The sequence below is a fragment of the Saccharibacillus alkalitolerans genome, assembly GCF_011090185.1.
In the GTDB taxonomy this organism is placed as follows: Bacteria; Bacillota; Bacilli; order Paenibacillales; family Paenibacillaceae; genus Saccharibacillus; species Saccharibacillus alkalitolerans.
Genome location: NZ_JAAFGS010000010.1, coordinates 15,396 through 36,538, shown reverse-complemented (window position 1 = coordinate 36,538; position 21,143 = coordinate 15,396). Strand labels below are relative to the sequence as shown.

General features: G+C 57.7%; 32 protein-coding genes. All 32 read left to right on the top strand.

Features of this window, described 5'->3' with window-relative positions:
- Positions 1 to 8: 8 nt before the first annotated feature.
- Positions 9 to 869: a YwqG family protein gene (locus tag GYN08_RS20575; RefSeq protein WP_166278550.1), complete on the top strand. Its 861-nt coding sequence runs from the start codon at positions 9 to 11 to the stop codon at positions 867 to 869.
- Between the two features lie 29 nt (positions 870 to 898).
- Positions 899 to 1,465, top strand: a complete 567-nt coding sequence (locus GYN08_RS20570) for a hypothetical protein (protein ID WP_166278547.1) — start codon at positions 899 to 901, stop codon at positions 1,463 to 1,465.
- Positions 1,466 to 1,589: 124 nt separating this feature from the next.
- Positions 1,590 to 1,985 carry a hypothetical protein gene (locus GYN08_RS20565; RefSeq protein WP_166278544.1) on the top strand — a complete coding sequence of 132 codons (396 nt, stop codon included), beginning with the start codon at positions 1,590 to 1,592 and terminating at the stop codon, positions 1,983 to 1,985.
- Between the two features lie 50 nt (positions 1,986 to 2,035).
- Positions 2,036 to 2,302 carry a hypothetical protein gene (locus tag GYN08_RS20560; protein ID WP_166278541.1) on the top strand — a complete coding sequence of 89 codons (267 nt, stop codon included), beginning with the start codon at positions 2,036 to 2,038 and terminating at the stop codon, positions 2,300 to 2,302.
- A gap of 88 nt (positions 2,303 to 2,390) precedes the next feature.
- A complete protein-coding gene (locus GYN08_RS20555) occupies positions 2,391 to 2,897 on the top strand; it encodes a DNA topology modulation protein (protein ID WP_166278874.1) in 507 nt (168 codons plus the stop codon).
- A gap of 1 nt (position 2,898) precedes the next feature.
- Positions 2,899 to 3,405, top strand: coding sequence for a hypothetical protein (locus tag GYN08_RS20550; protein ID WP_166278538.1), 507 nt, complete (start codon positions 2,899 to 2,901; stop codon positions 3,403 to 3,405).
- Between the two features lie 44 nt (positions 3,406 to 3,449).
- Positions 3,450 to 4,148, top strand: coding sequence for a class I SAM-dependent methyltransferase (locus GYN08_RS20545; protein ID WP_166278535.1), 699 nt, complete (start codon positions 3,450 to 3,452; stop codon positions 4,146 to 4,148).
- Between the two features lie 41 nt (positions 4,149 to 4,189).
- Positions 4,190 to 4,852, top strand: a complete 663-nt coding sequence (locus GYN08_RS20540; RefSeq protein WP_166278532.1) for a HEAT repeat domain-containing protein — start codon at positions 4,190 to 4,192, stop codon at positions 4,850 to 4,852.
- A 21-nt stretch (positions 4,853 to 4,873) separates the two neighbouring features.
- Positions 4,874 to 5,824 (top strand): hypothetical protein, encoded by a 951-nt coding sequence (locus GYN08_RS20535; protein ID WP_166278529.1) that lies wholly within the window; start codon positions 4,874 to 4,876, stop codon positions 5,822 to 5,824.
- 2 nt (positions 5,825 to 5,826) lie between these two features.
- Positions 5,827 to 6,534: a hypothetical protein gene (locus GYN08_RS20530; protein WP_166278526.1), complete on the top strand. Its 708-nt coding sequence runs from the start codon at positions 5,827 to 5,829 to the stop codon at positions 6,532 to 6,534.
- 4 nt (positions 6,535 to 6,538) lie between these two features.
- On the top strand, positions 6,539 to 7,012 hold the full coding sequence (locus tag GYN08_RS20525) for a hypothetical protein (RefSeq protein ID WP_166278523.1): 474 nt from the start codon (positions 6,539 to 6,541) through the stop codon (positions 7,010 to 7,012).
- Positions 7,013 to 7,186: 174 nt separating this feature from the next.
- A complete protein-coding gene (locus tag GYN08_RS20520) occupies positions 7,187 to 7,540 on the top strand; it encodes a hypothetical protein (protein ID WP_166278520.1) in 354 nt (117 codons plus the stop codon).
- Between the two features lie 174 nt (positions 7,541 to 7,714).
- The gene (locus GYN08_RS20515; protein ID WP_166278517.1) at positions 7,715 to 8,602 is read left to right on the top strand and encodes a class I SAM-dependent methyltransferase; all 888 of its coding nucleotides are present in this window, start codon (positions 7,715 to 7,717) and stop codon (positions 8,600 to 8,602) included.
- A gap of 144 nt (positions 8,603 to 8,746) precedes the next feature.
- The gene (locus tag GYN08_RS20510; protein WP_166278514.1) at positions 8,747 to 9,478 is read left to right on the top strand and encodes a hypothetical protein; all 732 of its coding nucleotides are present in this window, start codon (positions 8,747 to 8,749) and stop codon (positions 9,476 to 9,478) included.
- 84 nt (positions 9,479 to 9,562) lie between these two features.
- A complete protein-coding gene (locus tag GYN08_RS20505) occupies positions 9,563 to 10,150 on the top strand; it encodes an HAD-IIIA family hydrolase (RefSeq protein WP_166278511.1) in 588 nt (195 codons plus the stop codon).
- On the top strand, positions 10,147 to 10,698 hold the full coding sequence (locus GYN08_RS20500; protein ID WP_166278508.1) for a GrpB family protein: 552 nt from the start codon (positions 10,147 to 10,149) through the stop codon (positions 10,696 to 10,698). Before GYN08_RS20505 ends, GYN08_RS20500 begins: the two co-directional genes overlap by 4 nt.
- Positions 10,699 to 10,732: 34 nt before the next feature.
- Entirely contained in the window at positions 10,733 to 11,020 is a 288-nt protein-coding gene (locus GYN08_RS20495; RefSeq protein WP_166278505.1) for a hypothetical protein, read from the top strand.
- Between the two features lie 3 nt (positions 11,021 to 11,023).
- On the top strand, positions 11,024 to 11,866 hold the full coding sequence (locus GYN08_RS20490) for a GNAT family N-acetyltransferase (RefSeq protein WP_166278502.1): 843 nt from the start codon (positions 11,024 to 11,026) through the stop codon (positions 11,864 to 11,866).
- 83 nt (positions 11,867 to 11,949) lie between these two features.
- Positions 11,950 to 12,570, top strand: a complete 621-nt coding sequence (locus GYN08_RS20485; RefSeq protein ID WP_166278499.1) for a hypothetical protein — start codon at positions 11,950 to 11,952, stop codon at positions 12,568 to 12,570.
- Positions 12,571 to 12,644: 74 nt separating this feature from the next.
- Positions 12,645 to 12,998: a VOC family protein gene (locus GYN08_RS20480; protein WP_166278496.1), complete on the top strand. Its 354-nt coding sequence runs from the start codon at positions 12,645 to 12,647 to the stop codon at positions 12,996 to 12,998.
- 61 nt (positions 12,999 to 13,059) lie between these two features.
- Positions 13,060 to 13,449, top strand: coding sequence for a hypothetical protein (locus tag GYN08_RS20475; protein ID WP_166278493.1), 390 nt, complete (start codon positions 13,060 to 13,062; stop codon positions 13,447 to 13,449).
- 25 nt (positions 13,450 to 13,474) lie between these two features.
- Positions 13,475 to 14,032: an SMI1/KNR4 family protein gene (locus GYN08_RS20470; protein ID WP_166278490.1), complete on the top strand. Its 558-nt coding sequence runs from the start codon at positions 13,475 to 13,477 to the stop codon at positions 14,030 to 14,032.
- A 67-nt stretch (positions 14,033 to 14,099) separates the two neighbouring features.
- Entirely contained in the window at positions 14,100 to 14,564 is a 465-nt protein-coding gene (locus GYN08_RS20465; protein WP_166278487.1) for a DUF6882 domain-containing protein, read from the top strand.
- Between the two features lie 156 nt (positions 14,565 to 14,720).
- Positions 14,721 to 15,698, top strand: a complete 978-nt coding sequence (locus GYN08_RS20460; protein WP_206023858.1) for a phosphodiester glycosidase family protein — start codon at positions 14,721 to 14,723, stop codon at positions 15,696 to 15,698.
- A gap of 3 nt (positions 15,699 to 15,701) precedes the next feature.
- Complete coding sequence (locus tag GYN08_RS20455) at positions 15,702 to 16,715, top strand: bifunctional glycosyltransferase family 2/GtrA family protein (RefSeq protein WP_166278484.1); 1,014 nt, start codon at positions 15,702 to 15,704, stop codon at positions 16,713 to 16,715.
- Between the two features lie 115 nt (positions 16,716 to 16,830).
- A complete protein-coding gene (locus GYN08_RS20450) occupies positions 16,831 to 17,046 on the top strand; it encodes a hypothetical protein (RefSeq protein WP_166278481.1) in 216 nt (71 codons plus the stop codon).
- A gap of 106 nt (positions 17,047 to 17,152) precedes the next feature.
- Positions 17,153 to 17,494 (top strand): hypothetical protein, encoded by a 342-nt coding sequence (locus tag GYN08_RS20445; RefSeq protein WP_166278478.1) that lies wholly within the window; start codon positions 17,153 to 17,155, stop codon positions 17,492 to 17,494.
- Between the two features lie 45 nt (positions 17,495 to 17,539).
- On the top strand, positions 17,540 to 18,355 hold the full coding sequence (locus GYN08_RS20440) for a class I SAM-dependent methyltransferase (RefSeq protein WP_166278475.1): 816 nt from the start codon (positions 17,540 to 17,542) through the stop codon (positions 18,353 to 18,355).
- Positions 18,356 to 18,497: 142 nt separating this feature from the next.
- A complete protein-coding gene (locus tag GYN08_RS20435) occupies positions 18,498 to 20,363 on the top strand; it encodes a heparinase II/III domain-containing protein (protein WP_166278472.1) in 1,866 nt (621 codons plus the stop codon).
- 64 nt (positions 20,364 to 20,427) lie between these two features.
- On the top strand, positions 20,428 to 20,622 hold the full coding sequence (locus GYN08_RS20430; RefSeq protein ID WP_206023857.1) for a hypothetical protein: 195 nt from the start codon (positions 20,428 to 20,430) through the stop codon (positions 20,620 to 20,622).
- 90 nt (positions 20,623 to 20,712) lie between these two features.
- On the top strand, positions 20,713 to 20,949 hold the full coding sequence (gene hfq, locus GYN08_RS20425) for an RNA chaperone Hfq (protein WP_235946421.1): 237 nt from the start codon (positions 20,713 to 20,715) through the stop codon (positions 20,947 to 20,949).
- An 11-nt stretch (positions 20,950 to 20,960) separates the two neighbouring features.
- Positions 20,961 to 21,092, top strand: coding sequence for a hypothetical protein (locus GYN08_RS23995; protein ID WP_268952902.1), 132 nt, complete (start codon positions 20,961 to 20,963; stop codon positions 21,090 to 21,092).
- Positions 21,093 to 21,143 lie beyond the last annotated feature (51 nt).

The window sequence follows — 21,143 nt, the reverse complement described above, 5'->3', positions numbered from 1 at the left end:
GTCGAAGGATGCGTAAAGACGAGAACGTGCTGAAAATGATCGAAGAAAGCGGCCTCGACCGGATTGCCGGCGAACTGAAAGAACTGACTCGGCTCTCGAACCGGATACGGACGGAAGCGGGAGATGATGATAAGCCGGCCCTAGGTCGTTCCAAGATCGGCGGCAGGCCCGACCTGCCCGGCGGAACGGAATGGCCGCTGCAGGGCGGCAGGCCGCTGACGTTTATCGCCCAGATCCGTCTCGAGGACGTGCCGTGGAAAACGGACCTGCTGCCGCAAAAAGGATTATTGAGCTTTTTCTACGATGCCGCCGATCAGCCCTGGGGTTACGATCCGCAGCACGCGGGAGGGTGGAAGGTGCTGTACGCCGCGGACGCCGATCTGCTGCAGCGCCGGTCGGCGCCGGAAGGAACGGAGCATGACGGAGACTTCGAACCGCTGAACGTCGAGTTCTCCGTGCAGACGACGCTGCCCCATTGGAATACGCTTGCCGTTCGGCGGATGGAGCTGACCGGCGACGAAATCGATCTGTACATAAAATTGATGGAGCAAATCACGGACCATAACGCGCCGGGCTTCCCGATCCACCGGTTAATGGGTTGGCCCGATCAGGTGCAGGGCGAGATGCAGCTGGAGTGCCAGCTGGTCACGCACGGCATCTACTGCGGCAATCCGATCGGATACCGGGATCCGAGACGCCAAGAGCTGGAGCCGGGAGCGGAAGGCTGGAAGCTGCTGCTTCAGATCGATTCCGAAGACGACATCGGCATGACCTGGGGCGATTTCGGGATGATTTACTTCTGGATTCGCGAAGACGATTTGGCGAAGGGCGACTTCGATAAAGTCTGGGTCGTGCTGCAATGCGGATAGACGGCGGATCGGACACCGGAGGCCGACGTATGGATCGGAATCCCGGAGATAAAAGAAATAACGCTGCTTTAAGCGTGCTGCTGTTCATGCTTCCGTCGTTCCTGCTGCTGTTTGTGCTGTTCGACTTTTTTCCGAATACCGGGCTGGGACGGATCTTGTCGACACCGGCCACGCTTTTGGTCAATCTGCTGATCACAATGGCGCTGGTACTCCTTCCGTACCGAAAGTTGTGGTTTCGAATCGTAAGGGGCGTGGTCGTGATTGTCTGCACCTGTTGGATCACGATCGCTTTTTACCCGCAGGAATTCAGTCCGCCTATCGAAGAACAAGCGGCGGAGGCCGTCCGGGCCATTCGCGACATCGATACCGTTACCCGGAACGATCTCGTCGACAGGGCACGCTTCGAAGATCCCCGGTACGTGGTCGCCCTGCACAAATATCTGGACGAGATTCCGTTCGACGGTTCGTATCAGCTGTACAGGCATCCCAATACGCATACCGACAATTATACGATCTCCAAGCGGAGCGATATCGTTCGCAAGCTGAAAGGTCATCATAAAGCGATGTGGTGGTACATGAATGTGTTTCACAGATAGCGTAGAGAACAAGGAGAAGTTCTGGATGCCAGGCGGTAACAAATAGCTGCCGCGGCGGAGAATCCGGTTTCCAAGCCGCCGGTCGGCAGTGAGCCTAAGTACGATCAAACGGGAGGTGACATCGATGCGAAAAGTGATATTTCCGCTGCTTCTGACCCTGATTGCATTAAGCGGCTGTTCGGACAGGAATACAGAAGAATCGCAAGCGGAACGCGTTCGGTTGGAATGCTCGAATGCAATCGTCGATTCCTCCTGCAGTGCTTACGATTCGGACGATCCGAAGGTTGTGGCCGCATTCGAAGAGGCTGTCGCGAACGCGAAAAAAATCCGCGGAGTGCTGGATTACGCCGCGGAGTATTCGTTGAACATGACGAGCGGTTCGGTCGTCCGAAGCTATTCGCTGGGATTGGGCTCGGATCGGGACATGCAGGGACTGCTGGTTAAGTCGTCCGACAGCTCGACGGGGTATGCGATTACGGTGGAGGACGCCAATCGGTTGAGGGATATTTTGCATAAGTGACCGGGCGAAGCGCAAATGCGGAAATCAGCGGAGAGTAAGGAGGAGACAACTTGGCAATCATCATCGGCATTATTCTATTGATCGCGAACATTCCGGTATACCGATTCCTGTTCAAAAAATGGTTCCGCGATGAACAAGATTTCGATAAATCCGTTAAGTACTCGTTCACGCCCAATTTAATTTCGTTATTTAGAGGAAAATATATCGAGGATCGGATCGCGTCGGCCAAACTTTCTTTTTATATATTCATGTGTTTCGCGGTTGTGGGGATCGAGTTTTTCATTCTTTACGGGCTGATCAATTGGATTGCCGGATAACGGGTGCGAGCAGCTTCGCGAGAATGCTCGAGCAGCGCGCTTACCGGAGAGGAGAGTGAAACTACCGATGCGAGCGCAGGGGAAAACGATGCAAAAAGTTGCCGTAATCGGTTCGCCGGGTTCCGGGAAATCCGTGCTGTCCCGCAAGCTTGGCGAATCGCTGGGACTTCCGGTCATTCATCTGGACAGCCATTACTGGCAGGCCGGATGGACGCCCACGCCGAGCGAGCAGTGGGACGAATTTCTCAAAGAAACGGTAAACGGGGAAGCTTGGATCGTCGACGGCAACTATACCCGGACGCTGGATGTTCGGATGAGGGCGGCGGACACGATCGTATTTTTGGATATGCCCAGGCTGCTGTGCATGTACCGAATCGTCAAGCGGCGGCTGATGTACCGGGGCAGAAGCCGGCCGGATCTGAACGCGGAGTGCGAAGAGAAGCTGGATGCCGCTTTTGCCCTATGGGTCTGGAACTACAGGAAAAAGGTTCGTCCCAAAGTGCTGGAAGCGATCGATCTGCACGGAGAAGGCAAACGGACGGTCGTATTGACTTCCAGGAAAGAAGTGCGGGATTTTTTGAAAGAGGGAGAATAGGATGGACAAAAAGCTCGAACAGAAGCTGGCGGGACAGATCGGAAGTAAGCTGGCAAAAGCGCTTGGGGAAACGGAATTCGTAAAAACCAAACCTGCCTTCTACACCCGCGTCCGATCGGACCGAATCGAATTCATCCATCTGAACAAGCTGGCTTCGGGTCCTTATTTCCGGGTCCATGTCGGCATCCGCTTCCTATGCGATCCTTTTCCGGCGGTGGCGCTGGAAGGGATCAGCTCGGACGAGGAGCGGGACTGCCGGAGACGGATGTCCTATACCCGAGAAGAAGATTCGCTGGACGCCTGCGCGGAAGCGATATCGGACTACGTGCGCGACCGGGGAGTGCCCTGGCTGGCAAGCTGGTCCGACCGGGATCGACTGCTTCGCGAGGAAGATTCGCCCGCGGCAAGATTCAGGGAAGCGTATAGGAAATACACGGAAAGCGGGAGCGCGGGCTTCGAACAGTCGGCGGCTTTAAGCCGCAGGCTGCTGGGGATCAAAGGGGATTGAAGACACGACCGGTTCGCGTGCCGGATGCATAAGGAGGAAATTCAATGTCTTCGCATAAACAAATCTACCGCAATCAAGCGGACGCCTACGAGTACATGATCGGCAGGCAGCCCGAAGTTCTGCCTTGGATCGAAGAAATCCGGCCCGTCGAAGGGCTGGACATACTGGATCTGGGAGCGGGTTCGGGACGTATAGCCGGCGTCGTCGCCGACCGGGCGAAGTCGCTGGTCTGCACGGACGCTTCCGCCCAAATGCTGGAGCTGCTGAACCGCAAGCTGACCGCAAAAGGAACTGCGCGTACTTGGCGGACGATCGAAGCCGATCACCGGAAGCTTCCTATTCCCGACCGCTCCGTCGATCTAGCCGTGTCCGGCTGGAGCATCTGCTACTTAGCGGATTCGGATCTCGAGGAATGGGAACGCAATCTGAAGACCGTCATGGCGGAACTCGAACGCGTCTTAAGACCGGGCGGCACGATCATCGTATTCGAAACGATGGGCACCGGCACGGAAACGCCCGATCCGCCCGGTTTTTTGACTTCCTATTACGAAGCGCTGGAACGGGATTACGGCTTCGGGCATCGCACGGTTCGCATGGACTACGATTTTGCGGACGTCGAAGAAGCGAAGGCATGCACGGGCTTCTTTTTCGGGGAAGAATTGACGGAGAAGATCGAGCGGAATGGGTGGGCGACGGTGCCGGAATGCGCGGGGATCTGGTGGAAGACGATAGGAGAAGCTTAAAAAGCCCGCGGAAAAAAGGCTGCCGGAAGGAGAAGCGAAGAATGACGATCGAAAACAAGCTGCGGAGGCTGGGCGCTGCGCTGCCGGAACGGGCCGCCGACGCTTTGGAACGCCATGCGCGGCTGCAGCGGGAAAAGGAATTCGCGCTGCGCTTGATGGGGGAAGAAGAAATCCGGGAGATGCTGGACGCGATCGGAGGGATCGACGTTTTCCGTTATCTGCTTCCGCTCTGGACGGACGACAATTCCAACTACGCGGCCGTGTACTTCGGAGGACCGCTTGAAGGCCGGGTCTGCTATTTGAACCACGGAGAAACGGACAATTCGCCGGCCTTCCGGTCGGTGGAATCGTTCGTCGCCCGGCTGGAACAAGACGAGCGGCAGGACTGGGACGATCTGCAAAAAGAATACCCGTACCCCGCAGACGTGCCGCAGTCGGAAGCGGACGCACGGAGCGTGCGGGAGCTTTTTGACCTGCTGGAGCAGGCTGATCTTGACGAAGACGTTCGCACGCAGCAGGCATTCGGCTTGATGGCGCTGACGTCCCGCGATAAGCTGCCGGTTCTGCTTCCTTTCCTGGAAGACGAAGACCCGTACGTGCGGGAGCGGGCGGCGGAGATATTCAAGCATCACGGAGTCAGTCCGGGGAAATTGAAACGGGATCTGACGCTGAACGCGAACGAAAACGAAAATCATAAGGAATGAACGGCAGGAGTGGGACAGAAGATGATGAACAGAAAGAAAACGGAAAAGACGTCAGGAGGGACGCGGCGGCGCGCAGGCGCCAAGCGGCGGCGCGCAGGCGCCAAGCGGGGAGGCCCGCTGCTCCTGCTTGCCGTCATGCTGACGGCCTGCCAATCGGGCGCCGGTTCGGCGCAGGCCGAGAATCCGGCGGGAGCGCCGGATCAGCATCGGGAGACGCAGCAGGAAGCCGGGCAGGGCAGCGGGACGCAGACTTTATCCGCGAACGAAAAAGCCGATAAGCGCAGCGGTTCCGGAACGGACGCGGCTTCGGCCGCTCTTGGCAAAGAGGCATCCCCGCAGAAAGAACGCAAAGCGCAGGAAGCGAAGACCCGGGCCGCGGGGAAAAGCGAAGCGGCGCTGATCCCGGCCGGCTGGCATGCGCTGAAGCAGCCGAACGGCGGGATTGCCCGCGCCGAAGGCGATCTGAACAAAGACGGAATTCCGGACCTTGCGCTCGTGATCCAGCAGGACGGCGAAGAAGGCGAGGCGATGCCGCGCAGGCTGCTGCTGGCTTTCGGCGAGAAGGGAGGCGGATACCGTCTGTCCGCAATCGCCGACCATGTCGTGCTGAGCGCGGACGAAGGCGGCGTATGGGGCGATCCTTTTCACGGGGTGACCGTCGAACAGGGAGCGGTCGTTATCCGGCATGAAGGAGGCAGCAACGATCGCTGGTACAACACGTACCGCTTCCGCTATCAGGGCGGAGACTGGAAGCTGATCGGCGCGACGGTCGGGTCGTACTTCACGGGAGCGCAGACCGCGGAATCGGCCGACGAGGACGATTGCAACCTGGCGACGGGAGATTATGTAAGCCGGCGAACGGACGAGCAGGGCCGTGTGCGGGTGAAGAAAGGCAATCGGGGCAAGCATCCACTGACGACGATCGGAGAGTTCGATATCAATAGGGAGATGGAGAAAGGGCTGAAACCTTAACGATGGAAAACCGGTTAGCGTTCCCATGCCGAGCCTGCGGCAGTCCGGCGGAGATGAAGACGGACGACAGCCGGGAGTTCGAAATCGTCGGCAAAATGGATATCGTGCAGTGGTCGGACTTTGTCCGCGCGGACGAACTGCCGGAGCCCGGAGCCGGCATATGGGCGCGTTCCGTCGTTATGCCGCGAACGGGAGAAATTCGCTTCGTCCAAGCCTCTTATCCGTTCAATCAGCAGATCGGAGACCGGTTTTGGACGCTGTTCATGCCCGCTTTGTCGGCGCTCAACGGCTGGGACGACCATCCGGAAGAAGTCGACGGATCCGGCATGGCGGAATGCAGCTTTCTGGAGGTGGTCAACCGGGGCGAGGATCAAGCATGGATCGCCGTCCGGGTGGAATCTATGATTCCTCTGAGCGAAGCCGCCCGTATCTTCGAGCCGCGGCGGGCCGCGAGGCTGCGAAAAAACTTTGAGCCGTTCGCGCCGCTGAACGCGGAGCGTTTCGGAAAATGGATCTGCATAACGGGAAGTCTGCAGGGGAATATCGGAGTCTGGGCGCTGATCGAGCGGACCGTACAGGGCGGCAGAATGATCCTGTACGGAGAATGGGAAATGCACGCCGATCTGGTATTCTGCGGGCATCTCGAGCTGTCGGATGACGAACTGGCCGAACTGCTGGAACTGGCGGAAACAAACACGGAGGAGGCGTAAGATCATGTCGATGTTGACCGAATTCAGATTGATCCCGATTGCCAGATTGGGCGAGTTGGAGCGCAGAGCCGATCCCGGACGGGAAGACGGAGAGTTTTATGCTTTTCTCGAACGAAATTCCAAAGAATTGACCGAATACAACGGCTCGGGCTACATCTACTCCGCGCTGCTGGAATACTTGATCGAGCGGGAGATCGACCTCGAGGAATCCGAATACGACGGATTGGCCGTGAAGCTGTCGCTGACGAAGTATGCGTTCTGCACGGCGCTGACCGTCTCGCATAAGAGAGCATATCTCGACAAGCTGCTTCCTTCGAACTTCGAGGCGGAAGAGCTGGGGGCATACTACAACGAGTTCAACGGAACGACGGACGACGAAGCCGAAGCGGGCGCGGATATGCTGGAAGCGATTCGCGTGCTGCACGCCAACTTGCAGCACGCGGACGGGGAGTCGGTCGTCCTGCTGCTCGGCGTGTAAGAGGGTTAGGCTGTTAGGACGGCGCGTGGAGTTTATCGATCCATGAACACCCTACATCATCGCATAAAGGAGGCAAACCGTATCAAAAGACTGCTGACCTGCCTGACGGTTGCGGCGATTTTTCTGTCGGGAACCGCTTGTTCAAGCTCCGGAGAACCGGATGGCCCTCCATCGTTGAGCGTCAGCGCTGAGGGGGAAGGCTCAAGCGAGAACATACCCGCCAAGCTCGCCACTTACAATTGGAACGGCGTCATGACTTACGGAGGGCCGTACGAAGCCGCGCGGAAGACCAAAGCGATGAAGGCGGAGCCGAAGTCGGTCATCCGGCTTGCTTTCGATAAGGCCCCCGAAGAGGTGAACGTGCGTCGCCATACAAGCTCTTCCGAGTTCGTCGAAGTGGAATCGGAAGCGGAAGCGGAAGACCATTCCTTCACGCTGCCCGAGCGTCCGGGGGAGTACGTGTACGGAATCGAAGGCGATTGGCCGGAAGGCGCGGCGATCTACGGCATCAAGATCAAAGTGGAATAAGCGGGTCGGGAAGGCACATGGTGTCTTCTCGGCCTTTTTTTGCCTGGGCCGATCTTGCATGAAGCAAAGAAGCCTTGTCATTTCGCTCTTATACGTCTATTATAGATATATAATATCTTTGATAGTCTTGATAAGAATAAGCGAAATCAAGAAAGGGCAGGGTGAACGATAACGATGAAACCTTTTTTCGACCCGTCAGTCTGGGAGCAGGAATGGAAAGCGTACGGAGAGGGCGCGGCAGCTCGGATGCGGAGATCGGGGATCGATCCGGCGACCGCATTCAACGCCAAAGCGGAGCAGTTCAACGAGCAGTCCTTTAACGAAGAAGGCCGCAGACGCAGTGCGAGAATCGTCGGCTGGCTGGAAAGCCGCGGGGTAAAATTCGAAGGAGCGACGGTGCTGGATGTCGGAGCCGCTTCGGGCGTGTTCACGGTGCCTTTCGCCGAACGGGGCGCCCGGGTTACCGCGTTCGAATCTTCGCCGCCGCAGGTCGAACTGCTGCAGCGCAATACGGCGCGTTTTACGGAAAATCCGGTCGAGATCGTGTCGGGCCAGTTCGAGGAAATCGATATCCGGGAAAAAGGCTGGAATCAAGCATTCGATCTGGTATTCGTCTCGATGTGTCCGGTCGTGCACGATTGGGACAGCGTGGAACGGATCTTAAGCTGCGCCCGCAAATTCGCGTATATCAGCATGCCGGTCAGTTCCTCGGAAAACAGCCTGGTGAACGAAGTGACGCCGCTGATCACGGGGAGGCCGTTCGAGCCGAAAGTGACGGAGATGGGCTATCTGCTGCATCTGCTCTGTCTCAAAGGTTATGCCTACGAGATTTTGGTCACGCGCGAGCTGAAAACGACCGAGCATACGCGCGAAGAAGCGTTGGAGGAAGCGATGATGTGGCTGCGCCATCATAACCTGCCCGCGGACGAGGGAAGCCGGAGCAGGGTCGCGGAGCATTTGAAGCAGGCCTATCCGGAAGAAAAAGTCCGGGTGCAGCAGGGCGGCCGCTTCGGTAAAGTGCTGATCCGGCTGCAGGATCAGAACATGTACGCGCAAGAGTAACCGAACGACAACCGCATAGAACAAATGCAAGCCGGCCGAGCGTCCTCCTATAGGACGTGCGGCCGGCTTGTGACTTTTCGTTTGGCCGCAGACTTCGGCGAGGCGTATACTGGAGAAGATGGAAGAGGCTGAGGGGGAGGAATCATGAAGGACAAGAAAATCGCGGATATCCGGCTTTTCGAACAGGAAACGGGTTCCGGCAGGCTGCCCGACAATATCGGAAAATTGTATGCAACCCGCAATCGAGTTAACGACCTTAGCGCGCGCATGGCCCGAATTTTGCGGACAAAAGGATTCCTTACCGGAGACTTCGATCACCTCTACGTCGTGCTGACGCCGGAGCTTCCGCAGGGAGAGGTTCGGGGACCCAAGCCGAGTCCGATGAAACGAATCCGGTTTTACGAGGCGGGACTTCCGCCGGAGCCGTTCAACGGGCGCTCTCGGGAAGAGCAGGAGACCGAACTGCTCGGGCTGCTCGCGGCGGTGCTGAAACGGATCGCGGGCGGCGCCGAGCAGCTTCGAATCGTCGAGGAGACTTATCGGCTGCTGCGTGAACGGGGAAGCGAAGCCGAAATTGATCATTTGAACAAGGAAACGCGGCAGTATCGGGTAAGCGTATCCTATCAAATTCGTCCTCTCGGCCGAAAATCGACGGCGATTATCGAATACATAGACCGGTTGAACGGCGTAACCCGGCGGAACGTTTTTCAAGAGCTGAACAGGTATGAGGATATTTATTTTCTGGCAGGCTCAATGACCGTCAAAAATGGCTTGATCGTCATCAGTCCGAGAACGTCGGATACGGCAAAGTTTCATATCCGTTCTTACCGCACGCCGATCGAGATTGCGCTAAACGACATTCCGATCGCGGATTGAAAATCCCCTTATTTTTCCTCTTGAAGTCCGGGCTGCAGCTGGTAAACTTTCGGAGAAGGCGCTAAAGGGGACAGGAGGCATTTCATGATTATTAAGGCTGCAAGAAGCCGGGCCGCGCTTGAAGAAGTGCAGGCCGTTTTTCTGGATCGGGACGGAACGCTCGGCGGAAACGACCAAATGATTCTCCCCGGAGAATTCGAATGCTTTCCGTCGGTGCCGGAATCGATCGATGCGTTAAAAGCCGCGGGCAAACGTATTTTTTCCTTCACCAATCAACCCGTGATCGCCCGCGGGCAGGCAAAACTCGAAGAGTTCGAGCGCGAGTTGACGGCATTCGGTTTCGACGGCGTATATGTGTGTCCGCACGAACACGGGGAAGGCTGCGCCTGCCGCAAACCCGCTGTAGGCATGCTGGAGCAGGCGGCGGACGAACACGACTTGGATCTGCGGAAATGCGCGGTCGTCGGCGATCGCTGGACGGATATGGTCGCGGCGAAAAAAGCGGGGTGTCTGGGCATATTGGTATTGACCGGAGCCGGACGCGGCGAACTTGAGCGTTATCGCGGCGGAGATTTTTCGGAAGAATGGAGAGCGGCCTATCCGGAGCATACGGCGGAAAATTTGAATGAAGCGATACGCTGGCTGTTGAATGCGAAAGGAGCGCTGACATGACCGACGAACGGCAGAGCGACTGGCCGGTCTGGGCGACGGAAGCGGTAGAAATCAAGGCGGCCGATCCGGCATGGGAAAGACAAGGAGAAGAGGAAGCCGAACGCTTGGGCAAGCTTCTTGCTCCGTACGGCGTTCGCGAGGTCGAGCATATCGGAAGTACTTCCGTACCCGGCCTGCCGGCCAAGCCGATTCTCGATCTGATGGCGAAAATTCCGTCCTACGACGAACTGAATGCCGTGATCGAGCGTTTAAGACAGGAAGACTGGCATTACGTTCCGGCCGAACTGGACGGTCACGGATGGAGGCGCTTCTTCGTCAAGGTGGAGCGCGATCGACGCAAATGCCACTTGCATCTGATGCAAGAACATGAAGAACGCTGGGACGTCCAGCTTCGTTTCCGGGATCTTATGCGGCGTCGGCCAAACGCGGTCGAGCGCTACGGAAAGCTGAAGCGGGAATTGGCGGAACGGTATAACAACGACCGGGAAGCCTATACGCGGGCGAAAAGCGAGTTTATCGAAAGCGTGCTGGCGGACGTCGATTCTTGAATGCCGCGCAGGAGTAAGAGAGGAGGGGTTCGGCGTGCGCTTTTTTGAAAAATGGAACCGAACTTCGAATCGGTACCTGATCGCTTCCGCGATATTCGGAGCGCTGACCGTCGTTTTATTTGCGTTGAGCGGCTTTGCTTCACTGCTGCGCGCCAACTACGCAAACGATCTAAGAGGCATCATGATGACGGTAATCTGCTTTCTTTGCTTCTTGTTCTCGCTGTTGACCGGACTTTCGCTCAAACAAATCCGTCAGGAAACGATCGACGAGGTTCGGCAGTTGGAGAACCGGATCATTCGATTGGAAAAAGAAAAGGAGTGACTCATGCAGACTATCGGCGTCCCGCTGCTGCCTTCTTCCGAACAGGTCGAAGCTGTCGAACGATCGGAGATCGAGTACATGACCGACCGCATGCTGGCGATTCGAAGCAGGGACGGAAATCCCGAAGGCGTGGAAATCGCGACTTTCGGCAGCGCCGTCGCTTTTGCGAGCGAGACGATGCCCTGGCCTGCTTTTAATACGGTAAAGGGCCTTACGGACGCGCATGCCGGCGACTTGGAATCCATTTTGGAATTTTACCGCGGCCGAGGCCGCAAAGCTCAACTGGAAATCGTGCCTTCCCAGGTAGGACCGGGCTTCCTAAGACGAATGGCCGAGCTGGGACTGCATCAGTCGGGATTCCACTGCTCGCTGATCGCGGCTCCTGGGGAATATGTTCCCGGTAACTCGGAAGCCGCCGCTTCCGGCGAGAACAAGATCGCGATCCGCGAAATAGGGCGGGACGAGTTCGAGCTTTATGCCATGCTGCACTGCCGGGGGACGGGACTGCCGGACAGCGGCATTCCGCATGTGAAGCGCAACAACGAAGTGCTGCACGGCCGGCCGGGATGGTCGTTTTACGCCGCCGAACTGGACGGAACGCCCGCCGCGGCAGCGGTGCTGTTCCGCCGGAGTGGCCGGGCTTCGCTCACGTTTGCCGCGACGCTGCCGGAGTTCCGCGGACGGGGACTGCATCGCCGGCTACTGGAACACCGGATCGCGCAGGCTTTTTCCGAGAACGGCGAGCTGGTCGTCGGGCAGTGCTCGTTCCTGTCGCAGAGCCATCGCAACATGGAACATGCCGGGATGAAGCTCGGCTATGTCCGGACCTCATGGACGGAGCTTTAAGCGGCGGCGAACGATGCCGAGAAAAATAACGTGCCGCCCGCCATGCGGCGTTCAAGCCGGCGCGAGAATGGGAGCAAGACAGAATGAACGAATACAGCCCGGACTGGATGAGCAAACTTCCTGCTGTTCGGGAGTCCGAACGAATCTTCAAAGCGGCGGCCATGCTGGATGCGCTGCTGTCTCCCGAGTGGGAATTCCGGTACTATTCCTATAACCGCGAATGGGGCGAAGGAGAAGAAATGGCGTCCATGCGCGACGGAGAGGGCAGTCATTATTTTGCGCTTTTTGCCGGGGAGCGTCTTATGATCAAAGGTTTCGACCATGAACGAGTGGAATCCGGCGAATCGGCTATAGGAATAGGACCCGTGCCGGACGAGATCGAAGAGTTTTTGCGCGAACCCGCCTTTATGGGCGACCTGACGACGTTTTGTCTATGGAATCTGCCGACGAACGGCAAATGGGAGGCGGATAAGTCTTACAGCGCTCCGGACTGCCGGCTGCTGCGGATCTTGACGGAAGAAGCCGCGTACTACCGAGATTGGGCGGCCGAATATTTCGAAGTCGAGTTGGAACCCGAAACGGTACGGCGCTTTTTCGATCTGGAGCCGTTGACGCCGGAACTGATTGCGCTCGTCAATGACGAACTGAGCCTGGAAGACCTCGAAGAAGATCTGCGGGAGATCGGTTATCCGGCAGGCGTGTGATAGAGCTCGCGGCTAGCTGCATGGATTGCGAATAATCGAAGCTTTACAACCTATACCGAAAGGCGGACAAGAAAATGAGCGATTCCCTTTCCAATCAAGTCAGAGGCGTATTTATCCCGGTGCGGGATATCGAACGGGCGAGAGACTGGTACTGCCGCTTGCTGGGACTTCCGGCGGACGGGGAAATCTTATTCGGCCATATTTACGTGCTGCCCATGCAAAGCGGCGTCAATCTGGTGTTGGACAGCAAAATTTATGCGCCGGAGCATGTCCATAAAGTTGCTGCCGTGCAGCTGGCTTCCGGCAATATTCGGCACTCCCGCGACGTCGTGCGTGCACTCGGCATCGAACCGGTTACCGAAATCGAAAACGGGCACTGGTTCAATATTCAAGACCCCGACGGCAATGTATTGATGATCTGCCAATGAAGGTTTCGTAACAGAAAGAGGCGACACGTACGACGCGGCAGGACGAGGAGGAGAGCGTAAAGTGAAGGATTACATCGTATCGCGAAGCCGGAACGAACGTTACGCGGAGATCGAATACGAGCCCGCCGAAGAACTCGATTATTATTTCAGAGGCAAAATGATTCAAAATCGCATTCCCGACCGATTGGCTTGGCTGCTGAACGAGCACGATGAGTTGATTCGCCATTTTGTCATGACGCTGTTGGACGATGTGGAAGAGGAAATCTCGACCTATGATTTGCGTTTGGAGACTTCCGGCGAACGGGTCTTCGATCTGCAGGTGGACGGCGAACGGATGACCTTCTTCACCCGCTACAACACGAGCGACGGCGTGCTGGAACGTTATCCTTGGGATAGCGAGAATGAGAGGGGCGACGCGCAGGACCAAGGGCGGGAACCGAAAGATACATAGAACAAATCGCAGGGCAGGTGAGAAGATGAACGTATCGCGGATCAAGCGCCGATTGGAGTCTAAAGGCGTCAGATTCGAACGGGGACTGACCGCCGGAGAAATCGCTCAGGCCGAACGGGTATACGAGTTCCGCTTTCCGCCGGATTTAAGGGAACTGCTGGAGCATGCGCTGCCGGCGGGCGGGAGCTTTCCGAATTGGCGCGGTTTTTCGGAACAGAATGTCCGAGCCGTTCGCGAGCGGCTGGGCCAGCCGCTCGAAGGCATTTTGTTCGACGTCCGTCATAACGCTTTCTGGCATGAGAGCTGGGGAGAACGGCCGAACGAGCTTCGCGAGGCGCTGAAGACGGCCGAACGGCGCTGCGCCGAATGGCCCCGGCTGATTCCGATCTATTCCCATCGTTACCTTCCCGAGACTCCGAACGAAGCGGGCAATCCCGTATTCTCGGTGTACCAGACGGACGTTATTTATTACGGCGCGAATCTGGAAGAATATCTGGAAGCGGAGTTTGGGCTCAAACCCTACGAGAACATCGCCTGGGAGCCCGTCAAATCGATCGAATTCTGGGGGGAGATGACGTCTTGAGCGAACGCATGACGCTTGTCTTCTATGAGAAGAAAGTCCCCGCTGCGGACAAAGGAGAGAGAATACGATGACCATGACCAAAACGGAATTCGAAGTTTTTTTGAAAAGCGCTTACGAGGAGCTCAATGCCAAGCAGGATCGGCTGATCGAGGAGTCCGGCGTGGCAGCTTATGCGGAATATTGGATCGACATCGAAAAAGAAACGCTGGATTTCCTTAACGGCGACCAGGACAAAATTTCGTTCGACGTCGTCTGCATCGGAACGTGGTCGCCCGCCAACGGAAGCTGGATGTGGGCTTGGGCGCACGAGATTTTCCCGGAAGAGGTCAAACGGCACTCCGCGCGGCTTAAGGAATTGGGAGAGATGACAGGCAGCCCGGTGTTTGCGGAAGAAGTATTCGAATGCAACGAAGGCGGAGCGATGGAGCTTACCGCGCTGGCCGTCCATCATCTGGACGCGATCGGCATGTACCGCATTCCGGGCGAGCAGGCGCATTTGTACGTAGCTTTAACGGGTGAACGCATTTCTTGAACAAAACGAAAAAGACGTCCTCCCGGCCTCCGGCCGGTGAGGGCGTTTTTGCGCCGCAGGACGCTAGGCGTCAGTTCGCCCTTTTTGTTTCAGATTCATTTAAGTTAGCTCTCTTATCATAGCCTCATCACAGAACGCGAAGAGGTGAGCTTCCCCATGAAGAGAGCAAATGCCCCCGTTTCAATCCAATCCAAAAAGAAGCGCAAATGGCCGATGATCGCCTTGATCCTTGCTATGGTGCTCGGGACCGTGTTATACGGCCTGGCTGACCGCTATCTGATTCCTCATGTACAGGTAGCCGTGGTCGACGAGTCCCTGAGCAGCGGAACGAACGCCGCAGCGGCGGACGTCGTCGCGGCCGCGGCGGAAGCGAATGCCGCATCCGATGATTGGAATTACAGCAGTGACGATATCGACATTGCCATCGAGAAAAAGGTAATCGGCTCCGGTTCGGATCAGACCATTTATTACGCCGCCGATGTCGTGCTGCGGGATGCGGCCGATCTCAAATCGGCGCTCGCCGGCAACAGCTTCGGTACCAATATTACCGACACGACGTCGAATATCGCATCGTCTGCCGGCGCGATTCTCGCGATCAACGGCGACTACTACGGTTTCCGCGACGACGGCGTCATTATCCGGGGCGGAACGCTGTATCGCGACGAGCCGGCGCGAGACGGCATGGCGCTGATGAGCGACGGCACGATGCGGACGTACGACGAAACGACGACGTCTGCCTCCGAGCTTCTCGCCTCCGGCGCGCTTAATACGCTGTCGTTCGGCCCGGTCCTGGTCCGGGACGGGGAGATTGCCGGAGATTTCGGCAGCGTCAGCATCGACAAAAATTTCGGCAATCGCTCCATTCAAGACGCGAATCCCCGCACGGCGATCGGCATGATCTCCGCCAACCATTACGTGCTCGTCGTCGTCGACGGCCGTTCGGAAGAGAGCCGCGGCATGACGCTGACGGAACTGGCAAATGCCATGAAGGATCTCGGCGCGACCGAGGCGTACAATCTCGACGGCGGCGGTTCCTCGACCCTGTACTTTATGGGGCGGGTCGTCAACAATCCGCAGGGCGAAAACAAAGAACGCGGCGTCAGCGACATTCTGTACGTCGGCGAGGGGGAATAAGCCATGACCATCCTCATTCCTTCCTACGAACCCGACGTCCGCCTCCTCAATCTGATCGTCAAACTGCAGGAGTTCGGCCTCGGTCCGATCGTGATCGTGGACGACGGCAGCGGTCCGGCTTACCGGGACATTTTCGCGACGGCTCAAGCCTACGGCTGCACGGTGCTGACGCATAAGCATAATCTTGGCAAAGGCTGCGCGCTCAAAACGGGCTTCCGCCATATCCGCGAACGGGCTCTGCGCGATCCCGTTATCTGCGCCGACAGCGACGGCCAGCATCTTCCGCACGATATCAAGCGGGTCGCCGGCGCGGTCGGACTTCTTCCTTCCGCGGGCATGGTGCTCGGCAGCCGCAAGTTTACGGGTAAAGTGCCGCTGCGAAGCCGCTTCGGCAACAGCGTGACCCGCGGCGTGTTCGCGGTATTAACCGGCGGCAAGGTGCACGATACCCAGACGGGACTGCGAGCCTTTTCCGCCGATATGCTGGATTGGTTGTGCGGCGTTCCGGGCGATCGGTTCGAATACGAAATGAACATGCTGCTGGCGGCGCGGCGCGAAGGGTACGCGATCCGCGAGATTTTTATCGAGACCGTTTATTTGGAAGAAAACAAATCTTCGCATTTTCGGCCGCTCGTCGATTCGTTCCGTATCTATCTGCCGATTCTGGCGTTCAGCGCTTCTTCCGCGGCATCGGCCTTGATCGATTTCCTGCTGCTGTTCGTGTTCCAGTATCTCACGCATAATCTGTTCTTGTCCGTCGCGGCCGCACGGCTGTGCAGCTCGGTCTTCAATTATTCGATGAACCGCAGATATGTCTTCGGCGGCAAAAATGCGGCGAAGATCGGCAGATCGATGCCGAAGTATTTTTCGCTGGTTGTGCTGGTGCTGCTGCTGAATTACGGGCTGCTGCATTTCTATAACGAGCAGCTGATTCTGCCTCTGGTCGCGGCCAAGATCCTGACGGAAATTTCGATCTTTCTGTTCAGCTTCTGGGCGCAGCGTCGGTTCGTGTATTGAGCGGGAATGCAGGGAATGCTCCTTCGGTTTGAACCGAAGGGGCTTTTTGCATGGTTCGCCGCTTGAGCCAACTTTTTGGAGGGGAAAGGTGCTTATGGATAGAGGGGGAGAGACGATGAACGAAAAAAGCAAAGTGTGGATATGGCTGTCGATCCCGCTGATCTGCGGAGCGTTATCATTCGTTCTGTTGTGGATCATCCCGCCGCGCGTGGGGGAAGGTCAAAAAGAAACCTCAAGTCAAAAATATTCAGGAGGCGGAAATGAGAAAAAAGATTCAAGTTATGCTCGCAGCAGCCTGCGCCGCCGTGGCGGTAAGCGCCTGCGCCGATAAGCCGGTCGAAACAGAACCTTCAACGGTTTCTTCAGCGGTTCCGAAAACGGACAAGACGGAGACGCGGCCTGATGAAGCACCGGCCGAAAAAAACGATAGCCCAGCCATGACTCCCGGCGTTCATGTCGACTGGGATCAGATCGACAGTCCGCTGTGGAACGAAAAAATGCGAAAAAAGCTGGAACCCGTGCTGCACGCGATCGTCGATAAAGACGCCGAAGCGTTGAATCGCGGATTGGATCTAGACGTGCCCGGAATGTTCGATTATATGCTCCAGAACGAATACGACTTCGAGAAGGTAGGTTCCATCCATGAGGAGTACGGGAGAGTTCTGGTACCGGTGGAAAGCATGCTCGGCTTGACCGGCGAAGCGCCGAAGCCGTATAACTGCACCTTTTACTTCGAGCAGGATAAAGCGGGCGAATGGCGAATCGTTTCCATAGACTGAGCTGAAGCAGCATCCGTATAAAGAGCATGGAATGGAGAGAATAAGATGAAAAATCTGATCGACTACTACAGCGCGTTCGACGAATGGGGCAGACTGGAGCGCGAGCCGCTCGAATTCACGATCAACCTGCATCATATATTGGCCAATCTGCCGGTCGGCGGCCGGGTGCTCGATAACGGCGCGGGACCCGGGCAATACGCGATGACGCTGGCCGGGCGGGGTTATCGAATGACGCTGACCGATCTGACGCCGAGGTTGGTGGAAATCGCCGAAGCCAAAGCGCGGGAGATGGACCTGCAAGACCGCTTTGACGGCTTTTACGCCCGGGATGCCCGGCGGTTGGAGGGGCAGGACGATCGGAGCTTCGACGCGGCGCTCATGCTCGGTCCGATGTATCATCTGCAGGCTGCGGAAGATCGCGAGCGGGCGATAAGCGAGCTGCGCCGCGTGACGAAGCCGGGCGGCACGGTCTTCGTCGCCTTTATGCCGAGAACGGCTTTCCTTGGCAAGTCGCTGGCGCAGCCGGAATCCTGGAAGCCGAACCATACGGCCGAAGGGCTGGACCGCTTGATGGCGACGGGAGCGTTCGACCATGCCGACGAAGGACGGTTTACCGGCGCGTATTATTTCGAGGTCGGCGAGATCGAGCCTTTTATGGAGAGCCGCGGATTCGAGTGTCTCAAGCTGATCGCCTCGAGCAGCATCGCGGGCGCGATGAACGCGCAGCAGTGGGAATATTGGCGGCAGCGAGGAGACGAAGAGTTCGCGGCGGTCATTCGCCGTCTGATCGACGTGTCGGAAGATCGGCATATTTTGGGAATGTCGCCGCATGTGCTGTATATCGGGCGCCGCGGCGTTTAAAAAAGACGGCGAGCGGAGGGGCATGCGCTTCAGCGCATAAGGCAGCGGTAATGATTTTTGGGAGGGCCGGCAGGAATCGGTTCCGCGGGATCGAATGGGTAAGCGTTATCCATCCAAAGAGTTATCCGTGAGGAGGAGAAGCATGATCGCCTATCATCGATTGAGGGAAGCGATACTGCAGGTGGAGCGGCGCCCGAACGATCTGGCCGGGGCCGAGATCACGCCGGAGAAGCTGGCCGAGCTGCGCGCGTCCAAGCGCTTTGAAGGACTGCTGGAAGAAATTCGCAGCGAAGCCGAATCGGGCGTGAACGAGCCGCTGCCGGAGCTGGATTTCGCGTTGTTCCGAACATTCCGCGCGCAGGGTACCCGTCTGGAATACGAACGGCCTTACTTCCAGCGCCGGGGAAGGCTGCTTGCGCTTACGCTGGCTCTGCTGATCGACGGGGAAGAAAGGGTTGTGCCGGCGCTGGAACGGACCGTCTGGGAGATCTGCGGCGAATACAGCTGGGCGATTCCCGCGCATCTGCCGTACTCCACTGCCGAAGCGGAAGAGACGCTGCCGTCCGATCGGATCGTCGACCTGTTCGCCGCGGAGACGGCGCATGCGCTGGCCGAGATGCTGCTGCTGGTCGGAGAACGTCTCCATCCGTGGATCGCGCAGCGGGTACGCAGCGAGGTCGAGCGGCGGATATTCGAACCGGTTTTCCGCAGCGAACAGCCTTTCTTCTGGTTCTCCGCGGAGCATAATTGGTCTGCCGTCTGCGCCGGAGCGGTCGGTATGGCGGCTTTGCTGCTGGTGGAAGACCGGGAGCGGCTGGCTTGGATGCAGGCAAAAATCGTCGATGCCATGGAGAGCTTTCTGTCGGGCTACGGCGACGACGGCTGCTGCATGGAAGGCGCCGGTTATTGGACCTACGGCTTCGGTTATTACGTGTACTGGGCGGAGATGCTCCATGCGTACACCGGAGGCCGGCTGGATCTGCTGCAGGACGGCAAAGTTCGCCGCATTGCCGATTACGCCGGGATTGTCGCCCTGACGGAGCCCGCCTGCATCAACTTTTCGGACTGCTCGCCGGTGAACCGCCTTCATCCCGGCCTGCTCAGCAGGCTCGGGAGCCGGATCGGCGCTTCTTCGCCGCCCGTGCCGCATCCGCCTTCTTTTCATTCCGACCACTGTTACCGCTGGCCGCACCAGGTGCGCAATCTGTTGTGGACCGACGAATCTTCCGGGGAAGGACGCGTCCCTGCGGGCACTACCCGCTTCCCCGATGCGGGCTGGGTAATCGATAAGCGCGAGACCCGGGCCGGATTGTTCGCGTTCGCCGCCAAAGGCGGCAGCAACGACGAACCGCACAATCACAACGACTTGGGGCATTTTATTCTTCATGTCGCGGGAGAGACGCTGCTGGCGGATTTGGGGCCCGGCGTATACACGCAGGACTACTTCGGTCCCGATCGTTACCGCCATCTGCATCCTTCGTCGCTCGGCCACTCGGTGCCGGTTATCAACGGTCAACCGCAAATGGGCGGAACATCCTACCGGGCCGCCATTCTTCGGAGCAAAAGCGACGGAGACCGGCTTTATTTCGATCTGGACCTCACACGCGCTTACGGGGAAGAAGCCCGTTTGACCGCCTACATGCGCCATTTCGTCTGGACCTGCCGGAACGGAGATCCTTCCGCCTCGCTGGAGGTAAGGGACGTCTTTGAATTTCAAGCCGGTTCTCGAAGCGACGAGCGGTCCGCAGCATCGGAAGGCAACCGGATTACGGAGCATCTGATCAGCTTCCATCGTCCCCATGCGGCCGACGGTTCGGTCATCTGGACGGGGGAACGGGGCAGCGTGGAGCTGCTGTACGACCCGTCCGTATTTCGGGCGGAGATCGAAGAACTGGACAGTCGGGCCCACCTGGGCGAAGAACAAAAAGTATACCGGACGGCGCTGACCGCCGACCTGCTGCCGCAGCGATTTGTCGGCGAGTGGACGCTGCGCTGCTCGGCGCATTAAAAGGGCGAGGCAGGCTGGGGCCGAAGTCCGCCTGGAACGGCATTTCTGAGCGTCCGGTCAGTCCGTGCGCCGCGAGGACGCGATTCCGATCGTCGGCATCCGCGGCGAGCGTCAGCTCGTGGACAATCTGAAGGCGCTGGATTCAAAGCTGACGGAAGAGGAACTGCGGTCCGTCGACGCGGTCGTGCCGAGCCCGTACCGCGATCATTCGGAAGACGGAAGCTTTACGCTGACGAAAATTTCGCTCCAGCCTTTTTGAGACCCGGCGCTTCGGATGGTATAATGTCGAAGAAATGTTTTGTGCTGTTCAAGACGAACTTTCAATCCCATTAAAATAGAGAGAGGGATCATGATGCCAAACGGACAACCGGGAGAACAAAAAGCGGATTTTCAGCAGGACGAGCGGCTCGGGCAGCTGCGCGATAACGGGATCGAGTGTACGGTCATTACGGTAAACGGAGCGAGAATCCAGGGGAAAGTGGAAGCGTTCGACCGTTTCGTCATCGTCGTGCGCACGCCTGCGAATAAGCAGAGTCTCATTTACAAGCACGCTGTTTCGACGATTGTCGAAGGAGCGGGCAAATAACGGAGCAGCATATGAAACGGCCTTCGGGGCGGCGGGAACTCGCCGTATCCGAAGGCCGTTTTCTCGTGCGGTATCCGAACGCGGACGATCTTTTGCAGGCGGATGAGGAATGCGGCGAAGTCGGAAGCCGGCGATTCGGGTAATGGATACGGAAGAGATAAGCCAACCAATCGTATACAGAGAGCGGGGAATAT